The 10,332-nt window shown below is 63.4% G+C and carries 11 protein-coding genes; 6 read left to right on the forward strand and 5 right to left on the reverse strand.

Going from position 1 to position 10,332, the window contains the following annotated elements:
- Window positions 1–76 precede the first annotated feature (76 nt).
- The 5 genes from JQ621_RS34135 to JQ621_RS34155 are packed head-to-tail and all read right to left on the reverse strand — an operon-like array spanning window position 77 to window position 5,529.
- Window positions 77–1,915: an AMP-dependent synthetase/ligase gene (locus JQ621_RS34135; RefSeq protein ID WP_212241489.1), complete on the reverse strand. Its 1,839-nt coding sequence runs from the start codon at window positions 1,913–1,915 to the stop codon at window positions 77–79.
- Window positions 1,916–1,950: 35 nt separating this feature from the next.
- Window positions 1,951–2,739 carry an ABC transporter ATP-binding protein gene (locus JQ621_RS34140; protein WP_212241491.1) on the reverse strand — a complete coding sequence of 263 codons (789 nt, stop codon included), beginning with the start codon at window positions 2,737–2,739 and terminating at the stop codon, window positions 1,951–1,953.
- A 3-nt stretch (window positions 2,740–2,742) separates the two neighbouring features.
- Window positions 2,743–3,501, reverse strand: coding sequence for an ABC transporter ATP-binding protein (locus JQ621_RS34145; RefSeq protein ID WP_212241493.1), 759 nt, complete (start codon window positions 3,499–3,501; stop codon window positions 2,743–2,745).
- Window positions 3,498–4,649, reverse strand: a complete 1,152-nt coding sequence (locus JQ621_RS34150) for a branched-chain amino acid ABC transporter permease (RefSeq protein WP_212241494.1) — start codon at window positions 4,647–4,649, stop codon at window positions 3,498–3,500. The genes JQ621_RS34145 and JQ621_RS34150 overlap by 4 nt, the downstream gene beginning before the upstream one ends.
- A 4-nt stretch (window positions 4,650–4,653) precedes the next feature.
- Window positions 4,654–5,529, reverse strand: a complete 876-nt coding sequence (locus tag JQ621_RS34155; protein ID WP_212241495.1) for a branched-chain amino acid ABC transporter permease — start codon at window positions 5,527–5,529, stop codon at window positions 4,654–4,656.
- 261 nt (window positions 5,530–5,790) lie between these two features.
- Between JQ621_RS34155 and JQ621_RS34160 the strand changes: the two genes are divergently transcribed.
- The 6 genes from JQ621_RS34160 (at window position 5,791) to JQ621_RS34185 (ending at window position 10,253) form a co-directional block, all read left to right on the forward strand.
- A complete protein-coding gene (locus JQ621_RS34160; RefSeq protein WP_212241502.1) occupies window positions 5,791–6,540 on the forward strand; it encodes an ABC transporter ATP-binding protein in 750 nt (249 codons plus the stop codon).
- A complete protein-coding gene (locus tag JQ621_RS34165) occupies window positions 6,537–8,063 on the forward strand; it encodes a permease (protein WP_212241496.1) in 1,527 nt (508 codons plus the stop codon). Before JQ621_RS34160 ends, JQ621_RS34165 begins: the two co-directional genes overlap by 4 nt.
- 78 nt (window positions 8,064–8,141) lie before the next feature.
- Complete coding sequence (locus JQ621_RS34170) at window positions 8,142–8,396, forward strand: AbrB/MazE/SpoVT family DNA-binding domain-containing protein (protein ID WP_212241497.1); 255 nt, start codon at window positions 8,142–8,144, stop codon at window positions 8,394–8,396.
- Entirely contained in the window at window positions 8,393–8,797 is a 405-nt protein-coding gene (locus JQ621_RS34175; RefSeq protein ID WP_212241498.1) for a type II toxin-antitoxin system VapC family toxin, read from the forward strand. Before JQ621_RS34170 ends, JQ621_RS34175 begins: the two co-directional genes overlap by 4 nt.
- Window positions 8,798–8,856: 59 nt before the next feature.
- Entirely contained in the window at window positions 8,857–9,666 is an 810-nt protein-coding gene (locus JQ621_RS34180) for an MBL fold metallo-hydrolase (protein ID WP_212241499.1), read from the forward strand.
- Between the two features lie 65 nt (window positions 9,667–9,731).
- The gene (locus JQ621_RS34185; protein ID WP_212241500.1) at window positions 9,732–10,253 is read left to right on the forward strand and encodes a hypothetical protein; all 522 of its coding nucleotides are present in this window, start codon (window positions 9,732–9,734) and stop codon (window positions 10,251–10,253) included.
- Window positions 10,254–10,332 lie beyond the last annotated feature (79 nt).

Below are 10,332 nucleotides of genomic sequence, written 5' to 3' on the forward strand. Positions count from 1 at the left end.
CGACGTCTCCTCCTTGAGGCCCATGTTGCACGAAGGGCGTGGCCACGGCTCCTCCGCTTTCTTCCAGAGATGCACATCACGCGACCGCGCGCTGGCGATACATCGCGTCGATCTCGGCGGCGTAGCGCTTGTTCACGAAATTGCGCTTCAGCTTCATGGTCGGCGTCAGTTCCTCGTCCTCCGGCGTGAGCTGGCGTTCGATCAGGTAAAATCTCTTGATGGTCTCGACGCGGGCAAAGTTCGCGTTGACCGCTTCGATCTCGCGCCAGATCAGGTCCTGGATTTCGCTCGCACGGCACAGGCTGGCGTAGTTGGTGAAGGGGATGTCGTGGTCCTGGGCGAACTTCTCGACATTCTCCTGGTCGATCATCACGAGGCAGGTCAAGTACGGCCGCTTGTCGCCGATCACCACGGCGTCCGAGATGTAGGGCGAGAATTTGAGTTGGTTCTCGATCTCCGACGGGGTGATGTTCTTGCCGCCCGAGGTGATGATGATGTCCTTCATCCGGTCGGTGATGCGGACGAAGCCCTCATTGTCGATGGTGCCGACATCGCCGGTGTGCAGCCAGCCGCGGACATCGATCGTCTCCGCGGTTTTCTCCGGCTGGTTCAGGTAGCCCATGAACAGGAAGTCGCCCTTGATCAGGATCTCGCCGTCGGGTGACAGCGCGACCTCGCCCCAGGGCACGGCGGTGCCGACCGAGCCGAGCTTGATGCGCGTCGCCGGCATCATGGTGGCGACGCCGCAATTCTCGGTCTGGCCGTAGACCTCGTGCATGTCGATACCGAGGGCGAGATACCAGCGGATCAGATCCGGCGCGATCGGAGCAGCCCCCGTGAAGGCGATGCGGCAGCGGTCGAGCCCGATCATGCGGCGGATGTTGCGGAAGACGAGGCGGTACGCGATGCGGTTGGCGATGCGCAAGCCCAGCGGCGGCGTCCCGCCTTCGATCCGGCAATCCACCATCCGATAGCCAACCGCGATGGCGCGGCGGTAGGCCCATTGCTGGAACGGCGTCGCATCCTTCAGCGCGATCGTGATCGCCGAATAGAACTTTTCCCAGACGCGCGGGACCGCGAGGAATACCGTCGGCTGCACCTCGCGCAGATTGTCCGGGACGGTTTCCGGGCTCTCGGCAAAGTTCATGACGGAGCCGAGCGCCACCGAGACGTAGTAGCCGCCGACACGCTCGGCGACGTGGCAGAGCGGCAGGAAGATCAGCCGGTCCTCGTCCTCGCGCGCCGGGATGAAATCGTTGGCGTGACGCATCTGGTGCGTCACGCTGCGGTTGGCGTGCATGGCGCCCTTGGGCGGCCCCGTCGTGCCCGAGGTATAGACGAGCACGGCAAGATCGCCGGCGCTGCGGCTGTCGATCATCTCCTGCCACAGTGCTTCGCGGCCGACCATGTGATTGCGGCCAAGCGCGCGAAATTCGTCGAGCGACATCACCATGTCATCGGAAAAGCCGCGGAGGCCCTCCATGTCGAACACGACGATCCGTCGCAGGCTGGGACAGCGGCTGCGGCAGACCAGGATCTTGTCGAGCTGCTCCTCGTCCTCGGCGAAGATCACCCGCGTCGTGGAATCATTGATGAGATACTCCACCTGGGCCGACGCATCCGTGGGGTAGATGCCGGAGGAGACGCCGCCGGCGCAGAGGATGCCCATGTCGGCGTAGACCCATTCAGGCACGGCGTTCGCGATGATCGAGGCGACGTCGCCGGGCATGAAGCCGATCGCGCGAAGGCCGTAGGCGATTTCCCTGGAGATTTGCAGCCATTCGCGCCAGCTCGTCGGCTGCCAGATGCCGAACGTCTTCGCACGGATCGCAGGCCGGTCGCCGCGCAGCTCTGCTGCGCGCAGGAAGCTCTTCGCGATCGTATCGGCGACCGTCAGCACCGCCGGTCGGGCCATGCGCGTCTCCTCCTTGTCGCTCTAACGCAAGTCTTTCATCGCCACGTCTTCTTCTTTTTCCAGCGCCGTTCGCCTCGCGCGCCGGCTTCCTTGGCGCCGAGGTAGAATTCCTGGATATCCTGCGAATGCATCAAGCGGTCGCAGCTGTCGTTCATGACGACGCGGCCGATCTCCAGCACGTAGCCGTAATGCGCCGTCTCCAGCGCCACGCGCGCATTTTGCTCGACCAGCAGGATCGACATGCCCTGCTCCTCGTTGACGCGGCGGATGATCGTGAAAATCTCCTTCACCAGGATCGGCGACAGACCGAGCGAGGGCTCGTCGAGCAGCAACAGCGTCGGCCGGTTCATCAGCGCCCGCCCGATCGCCAGCATCTGCTGCTCGCCGCCGGAGAGTTGGCCCGCCGCCTGGTTGATTCGCTCCTTCAGGCGCGGGAAATAGCCGTAGACCCGTTCCAGATCCTCCGCGACGCCGTCGCGATCCTTCCGCGGATAGGCGCCCATCATCAAATTCTCACGCACCGACAGGAACGGGAAAACCTCGCGTCCTTCGGGCACATGGCTGAGACCGAGCCGCACGATGCGGTCGGCCTCCATGCGCTGGATCGGCTTGCCCATGAACTCGATCGAACCCTTTTGCGGGTCCAGAATGCCCGAGATCGTCTTCAGCACCGTGGTCTTGCCGGCGCCGTTGGCGCCCAGCAGCGCGACGATACGGCCGCGCGGCACCTCCAGCGAGATGCCGCGGATCGCCATGATCGGCCCATAGTAGCTCTCGACGTTCGAGAGTTTCAGGATGATGTCGGGCGTCACGGTCGCATCCATGCATCAGGCTCCCAGATACGCGGCGACGACGTCAGGATGCTGCTGCACCTCGGCCGGCGTGCCCATCGCCAGCACGCGGCCGTAATTCAGCGCGATGACGCGATCCGAGACGCGGTTGACCAGCGACATGTCGTGCTCGACCATCAACACGGTGATGCCGAGCTCGCTCTTCATGTCGCGGATCCAGAACGACATGTCGTCGGTCTCCTCGACATTGAGCCCCGAGGATGGCTCGTCCAGCAGGATCAGCCTCGGCTCCGAGCAGAGTGCGCGCGCAAGCTCGATGACCTTGCGCACGCCGTAGGGCAGACCCGAGATCAGCTTGTCGCGATAGGGCTCGAGATCGAGGAATTCGATCACCTGCTCGACCCTGCGACGATGGACCTTCTCGCCCGCGCGCACGCTCGGCAGGAACAGCAATTCCTGCCAGAGCTGCGTGGCGGAATGCCGGTGACGCCCGACCAGAAGGTTGGACAGCACGGTCGCGTTCTCGAACAGCTCGATGTTCTGGAAGGTGCGGGCGATGCCGAGCCTGGCGATGTCGTAGGGTGGCTCCTCCGTGATGTCCCGGTCTTCGAAGAAGATACGACCCGAGGTCGGCCTGTAGATCCGCGAGATCAGATTGAAGATCGAGCTCTTGCCCGCGCCATTCGGCCCGATGATCGAGAGGATCTCGCCCTGCTCGACCGCAAACGACACCGCATCGACGGCCTTGAGGCCCCCGAAATGCAGCGAGAGATTTTCAGCGCGGAAATAGCTCATCGATTCCGCTCCGACTTCACGTAGATCTTCTGCCGCTTGAAGGTCGATCGCTTGTAAAGCGGGAACAGTTGAAAGAAGAGCTTGATCTTGAGCCAGCGCCCATAGATGCCGAGCGGCTCGAACAGCACGAACAGCATGATGATGATGCCGTAAATCGCGCCCTTGAGACCGTTGAGCGAGGCAAAGGCCGCGACCTTGGACTGGATGTTTCCCGCCGTTGCGGAGCCTGCCCCGAACGTCGCGGCGACGCCGGCGATGATGCCCGGCAAGTCGTCCTTCAGATAGGTCAGGAACGGATCGATCATCACGATGAAGATCGCGCCCAGCACCGCTCCATGCAGGCTGAACGTGCCGCCGATCAGGATCACGATGATGAACTCTATCGAGAGCTGCAGCGTGAACATCTCCGGCGAGATGAAGGAGAGCTTGTGCGCGAACAGCACGCCGGCAAAGCCGGTGATCGCCGCCGAGATCGCAAAGGACTTCACCTTGTAGAGCGCGACATTGACGCCCATGCTGCGCGCCGCCGTCTCGCTGTCGCGGATCGCGACGAAGGCGCGGCCCGTCGGCGAGCGCAGCAAATTGAGCGTGCCGACGATGGTCAGCACAAGCACCGCAAGACAGAGGAAATAGAACGTCGGACTGTCGCGCGAGACCGTCACGCCGAGCAGCGACAGCGCCTTGACGCGTAGACCCTCGTTGCCGTTGGTCACGCTCTCCCAGCGCGCCAGGATTTCCTCGACGATGAAGGCAAAGGAGATGGTGGCGATGACGAGATAGATGCCCTGGAGCCGCAGCGCCGGAAAGCCGACCAGCGCGCCGATGCAGCCGGTCAGCAAGCCCGCAGCGAGGAAATAGACGGGAAATGGCACGTTGTACTTCTGCAAATACGCCGCCGTGTAGGCGCCGATCGCCAGGAACGCGGCGTGCCCGAGCGAAGCCTGCCCGGTAAAGCCGGTCAGGATCAGCAGCGCCACGCCGACGGTCGCGTAAATGCAGACGAAGACGAGCTGGCTCATCAAATAGCTGGAGAGCAGGTAAGGCGCGATCAGCAGCACCGCGAGCAGCAGACCGTAGGAGACGACATAGCCCGAATGCGGGAACAGCCTGATGTCGTCCTCATAGTCGGTCTTGAACAGGAAGCGCATGCGTTCAGACCTTCTTGCGGGCATGAAGGCCGAACAGGCCTTCGGGCTTCAGCAACAGCACGGCCAGCAGCACGATGTACGGCGCGACGTCCTTCCAGCCCTCGGCGAGATAGAACCCGGCCATGCTCTCGATCACGCCGATCAGGACGCCGCCGACCACCGCGCCGGGAATCGAGCCGAAGCCGCCGAGCACCGCCGCCGGAAACGCCTTCAGCCCGAGCACGAGGCCGACATTGGAGTGAATGAAGGTGATCGGCGCCAGCAGCACGCCGGCGCAGGTCGCCACCGCAGCGCTGATCGCCCAGACGATCGACACCACGCGCTTGACCGGGATGCCCATGTAATACGCCGCCAGCATGTTCTCGGAGCTGGCGCGCATCGCGGTGCCGAGCGTGGTCTTGTTGAAGAACAGCCAGAGCAGCGTGCAGAGAATGACCGTCGCCGCGATCACCGAAAGCTTGTCGTGCGCGAGCACCAGCGAGCCGACGCGCAGCACGCCCTGGCTGAACGGCGTCTCGATCTTGAAATCGTCGGTCCCCCAGATCATGCCGGCGACCGAGCGCAGGAAATAGCCGAGGCCGATGGTCGCCATGATGATGGAGAATTGCGGATAGCCGAGGATCGGCCGCACCACGATCCGCTCGGCAAGCATGCCAAACAGCGCCATCGCCGCCACCGCACCGGCAAAGCCGATCCAGTAATTCAGGCCCATCATGCCGATGAAGGTGAAGGCGAAAAAGCCTCCCAGCATCATCAGATCGCCCTGCGCGAAATTGACGACTTCGGTGGCCTTGTAGACGAGCACGAATCCGAGTGCGATCAGGCCGTAGACACAGCCGAGCGCAACACCGCTGACCAGCTGCTGAACGAAATCCAGCATCGCCGCGTCCTCCCGATACAACCAGCGGCTCTTGACGACCGCCTTGCCGTATCTTGTGTCCAGCCGCTACGCAGTCGTTTCGCTGCGTCAGCGCCATTTGTCCCGGCGGCAATTCAGCCTGAACCGCCCGGTACTGTCAACAAACGGTGACTTGCCTTTCGTCTCAGGCGGATGCCGGAGTTTGCGGCAGCGCGATTCACGGTGCCGAAACATCTTCGGGTCATGGTCGCGACCGATGCAAAACCGGATGGTGTGGCGATCATGAAGCCGGACAGCTCTGCGCTGGAAGTCCGAGGGTTAACGAAGCGTTTTGACCGTTTGGCGGTCGATAGCCTCGATCTCACGATCCATGCCGGCGAATTCTACGCGCTGGTCGGCCCCAATGGCGCCGGAAAGACCACCACTTTACGCATGGTTGCGGGCCTGCTCCGGCCCGACGCGGGCGGCGTCTCGATCTTCGGCATCGATGCGCTCCGCGATCCCGTTGCCGCCAAGCAGGTGATGGCGTGGGTCTCCGACGAGCCCATGATTTATGACAAGCTCACTCCGCTCGAATATCTCGAATTCGTCGCCGGCCTCTGGGGCATCGCGCCTTCTGTTGCGAAGCCGGTCGCCGAGGAACTCGTGAGCTCGCTGGGGCTGGAGCCGCATCGGCACGAGCGCTGCGAAGGTTTTTCCAAGGGCATGCGCCAGAAAGTGGCGCTCGCCGGTGCGCTGGTTCACGACCCGCGCCTCATCATTCTCGACGAGCCGCTGACCGGCCTCGATGCCGTCTCGGCCCGTCATGTGAAGGGGTTGCTGGGCGAACGCGTCCGCGCCGGCTGCACCGTCATCATGACGACGCATATTCTCGAGGTGGCGGAGCGCATGGCCGATCGCATCGGCGTAATCGCTTCCGGCCGCCTTGTTGCCGAGGGCACGTTGAGCGAGCTGCGCCAGCAGAACGGCCATGCTGACACCAGCCTGGAAGATCTCTTCATCGCCCTGGTGACGCTCCAGGAAGCCGCATGAGCTCGGCCACCGCCCTTTCGTGGTTTGCCCGTCACGAGTTCAGGCTCGCCTGGCGCGAATGGTTCGCCATGATGACGGGCGGCCGGCGGCGGCGCGCCCGCGCCGCGGTGATCGGTCTCCTCTTCTTTGCCGCACTGCTGCATGTGCCGGCCTGGGCGGTGATCGGCCGCTTCGCCAATCTCCAACTGCCGCTCGACAAATCCTCGCTGATCGTGATCTCGGCGACGATCCTTCTCGCCTGGACCTTGATGCTCTCGCAGGCGATCGAGTCGGTGACGCGGGTCTTTTACGCGCGCGCCGATCTCGATCTCATCATGTCCTCGCCGGCGACACTGGCCAATCTGTTCTCGGTGCGCATCGCCGCGATCGCGCTCACCGTCACGACGATGGCGCTGCTGTTCTCGACGCCGTTCGTCGACGTGCTCGTGATCGGTGGCGGCGCGCGCTGGCTTGCGGCATTCGGGGTGGTCGTCGCGATGGGCTTGTCGGCCGCGGCGGTCGCGATTGCGGTCACCATCCTGCTGTTTCGCCTGATCGGCCCTGCGCGGACGCGCTTTGTGGCCCAGATCCTGGCTGCGATCATCGGCGCCGGTTTCGTGATCGCGCTCCAGGTCGCGGCGATCATCTCCTATGGCGCACTGTCGCGCTTCACGATTCTGACCTCGGGTAGCCTCGCTGCGCACGCGCCCGATGTCGACAGCATCTGGTGGTGGCCGGCGCGGGCGGCCATGGGCGACAGCGAGGCGCTGCTGCTGCTCCTGGCCCTTGGGCTGGTGTTGCTCGGATGCGTGATGGCGATCTTCTCGGGCCGTTTTGCCGACACCGCGATCGACGCCGCCGCCTACGGGACATCCAGCCGCAAGCGCACGAAGGACCGTCCGTTCCGCGGCGGCTCGCGGCAGCAGGCGCTGCGGCGCAAGGAATTCGTGCTGCTCTGCCGCGATCCCTGGCTGATCTCGCAGACCCTGATGCAACTGCTCTATCTGGTGCCGCCGGCGCTGCTGCTCTGGCGCAGCTTTGGCGACAGCTCCGCGGCGCTGACACTGATCACGCCTGTCATCGTGATGGCCGCGGGCCAGCTCGCCGGCGGGCTCGCCTGGCTGACGATCTCAGGCGAGGACGCGCCCGATCTGGTTGCGACCGCGCCGTTGACGCCCACCAGCGTCATCCGCGCCAAGATCGAGGTGGTGCTGATCGCCATCGCCGCGATCTTCAGCCCGCTGATTGCCGCGCTGGTTTTTGCTTCGCCGTTCCAGGCTGCGATCACGGCAGCCATGATCGTCGTCGGCGCCACCTCCGCCACCGCGATCCAGCTCTGGTTCCGCGTGCAGGCCCGCCGCAGCCAGTTCCGCCGCCGCCAGACCTCGTCGCGGCTTGCCACCTTTGCCGAAGCCTTCTCCTCGATCGGTTGGGCCGCCACCGCCGCGCTGATGCTCACGCTCCCGATCGCAGGCATCGTCTGCGGTCTGATCACCGCGGGCCTGGTGGCGGTGACCTGGAAGTTCAGTCCAAGGCGGGAGTAAGATCCCGGCTGGGTGTCTCCACTTGAAAGTAAGGCTAAATTGCCTTACTTAAGGGTGACATCAAGCATCGAGTAACTCATGGGCACGCTCACCGTTACGGCAAAGGGGCAAGTTACTTTGCGGAAGGATCTCCTGGACCACCTCGGTGTGCATCCGGGCGACAAGATCTCGATAGAAAAGCTTCCCGGGGGACGAGTTGAAGTGAAGGCAGCTCGGCCAACCGGAAAGATTTCGGATGCCTTCGGTTTCCTGAAAGGAAAGACGAACGGTCGATCGCTGTCTATCGATGAGATGAATGAGGTCATTGCTGACGGCTGGGCCGGCAAGCGATGAAGATAACACCCGACACCAACGTCCTGGTACGGGTTCTGGTCGGGGACGACGCCGAACAGAGTAAGGCGGCCGAAGCCTTGCTCAAGAAGGCCGACATAGTCGCCATCTCGATCTCGGCATTGTGCGAATTGGTCTGGGTCCTCTCACGAGGCTACAAAACTTCTACTGTGAATATTGCGGCTTCGATCCGGCACTTGATCAATGCCTCCAATGCGGTCGTCGACCGGCCGGCAGTCGAGGCGGGATTGGTGCTCCTCGATGCCGGAGGTGATTTCGCCGATGGCGTCATCGCCCACGAAGGCAATTGGCTTGGAGCCGATACTTTCGTGTCTTTCGACAAGAAGGCCGTGAAACTCATCGAGGCAAGCGGTGGATTGGCGCGGCTGGCCGGCACCAGATGACGCGAGGACAATTCATAGATACACTCAGCAGATCGTCGATGAGCGGCGGACGGTTTTGCATGTTTCGACTGTTGCTGACGGTTGCGTTTCTCGGCTGGCTAGCTGCACCTGCCCTCGCTCAGCAGTCACAGCGCAGCGAATGCCTGGCGATGGCGAACGCTTCGCCCCGCGCAATGCCGGCGGCGTTCCGGCAGGCTGCCGCCACGCCCGAGGTCGAGATCACCTATGCCGGCCATTCCACCTATTTCATCGACACGCCGGGCGGCGTACGCATCGCGACCGACTACAGCGGCGCCTATCAGGTCGGCCGGCTGCCCGATGTCGTCACCATGAACCGGGCCCACAGCACCCACTACTCTTTATATCCCGACAAGCGAATTCCCCATGTGCTGCATGGCTGGGGCGAGGACGGCAAGCCTGCCGTCGTGGCGGAACGGATCGGCGACACCTTCATCCGCAACGTCACGACCGACATCCGCCGTTATTTCGGTGACGATTCCGGCACCGACATGATCCGCGACGGCAATTCGATCTTCATCTTCGAGGTCGCGGGCCTCTGCATCGGCCATCTCGGCCATTTGCACCACAAGCTCGACGACAGTCACTTTGCCCAGATCGGGCGCCTCGACATCGTGATGGTGCCGATCGACGGCACCTACACGATGTCGCTCGACGGCGTCTCGGACATCACCAGGCGGCTGCGCGCCTCCGTGGTGCTGCCGATGCACCGCTTCGCCACCCCACTCGACGAATTCATGCAACGCATCGGCAAGCAGTTCGAGATCGACCGCCGTACCGAACGCTCTTTGCGAATCTCGCGGGATTCGCTGCCGGCGATACCGACCGTGATCATCCTCGACGGGGTCTGACGCGCAATTTTCTCCAAGTTGGACGACGGCCGGTCGTGTTTATCTCGCTGCAACAGGAGATCGACATGACCGACTTCAAGAGATTGTTGCACGCAGACGGGCCCGCCCCCGAGCACGCGGAGGCGCTTCAACTCTACGGCCGCTTCGTCGGCGACTGGGATGCCGAGATCACCGCTCGCGGCGCTGACGGAACGAAACACACCGCCGCCGGCGAGATTCATTTCGGCTGGGTGCTGGAGGGACGCGCGGTGCAAGATGTCTGGATGATTCCGCGACCCGCAGGAGCGCCGGCCTTTCCGATCGCGGGCAATTGGTATGGCACGACGCTGCGCGTCTACGACCCCTCCATTTCCGCCTGGCGGATTTCCTGGTTCGACCCTGGGCGCAGTGTGTTCCGTCAGCAGATCGGCAGGCCGCGCGGCGACGACATCGTGCAGGAGGGCACGACCGAAGCCGGTGACCTGACCCGCTGGAGTTTCGTTGAAATCACAGACGATTCCTTTCACTGGCTCGGCGAGGTCAAGCCCGCCACCGCAACCGATTGGCGGCTGGTCGTCGATGTGAGGGCGACGCGGCGCAAGGTCTAGGGTCCGGACTCAATTAGTCCACCATGAGACTGCGGCTGCCAACAGGATTGCAGACAGGAAGATGTCTGCGCGCTTGTCG

Source organism: Bradyrhizobium manausense (assembly GCF_018129685.1).
In the GTDB taxonomy this organism is placed as follows: domain Bacteria; phylum Pseudomonadota; class Alphaproteobacteria; order Rhizobiales; family Xanthobacteraceae; genus Bradyrhizobium; species Bradyrhizobium manausense_D.

Coding starts and splice junctions, on each gene's coding strand:
- JQ621_RS34145 (WP_212241493.1), bottom strand. CDS start 3,501: ATGAGCTATTTCCGCGCTGAAAATCTCTCGCTGCATTTCGGGGGCCTC.
- JQ621_RS34170 (WP_212241497.1), top strand. CDS start 8,142: ATGGGCACGCTCACCGTTACGGCAAAGGGGCAAGTTACTTTGCGGAAG.
- JQ621_RS34155 (WP_212241495.1), bottom strand. CDS start 5,529: ATGCTGGATTTCGTTCAGCAGCTGGTCAGCGGTGTTGCGCTCGGCTGT.
- JQ621_RS34160 (WP_212241502.1), top strand. CDS start 5,791: ATGAAGCCGGACAGCTCTGCGCTGGAAGTCCGAGGGTTAACGAAGCGT.
- JQ621_RS34135 (WP_212241489.1), bottom strand. CDS start 1,915: ATGGCCCGACCGGCGGTGCTGACGGTCGCCGATACGATCGCGAAGAGC.
- JQ621_RS34185 (WP_212241500.1), top strand. CDS start 9,732: ATGACCGACTTCAAGAGATTGTTGCACGCAGACGGGCCCGCCCCCGAG.
- JQ621_RS34140 (WP_212241491.1), bottom strand. CDS start 2,739: ATGGATGCGACCGTGACGCCCGACATCATCCTGAAACTCTCGAACGTC.
- JQ621_RS34175 (WP_212241498.1), top strand. CDS start 8,393: ATGAAGATAACACCCGACACCAACGTCCTGGTACGGGTTCTGGTCGGG.
- JQ621_RS34180 (WP_212241499.1), top strand. CDS start 8,857: ATGTTTCGACTGTTGCTGACGGTTGCGTTTCTCGGCTGGCTAGCTGCA.
- JQ621_RS34150 (WP_212241494.1), bottom strand. CDS start 4,649: ATGCGCTTCCTGTTCAAGACCGACTATGAGGACGACATCAGGCTGTTC.
- JQ621_RS34165 (WP_212241496.1), top strand. CDS start 6,537: ATGAGCTCGGCCACCGCCCTTTCGTGGTTTGCCCGTCACGAGTTCAGG.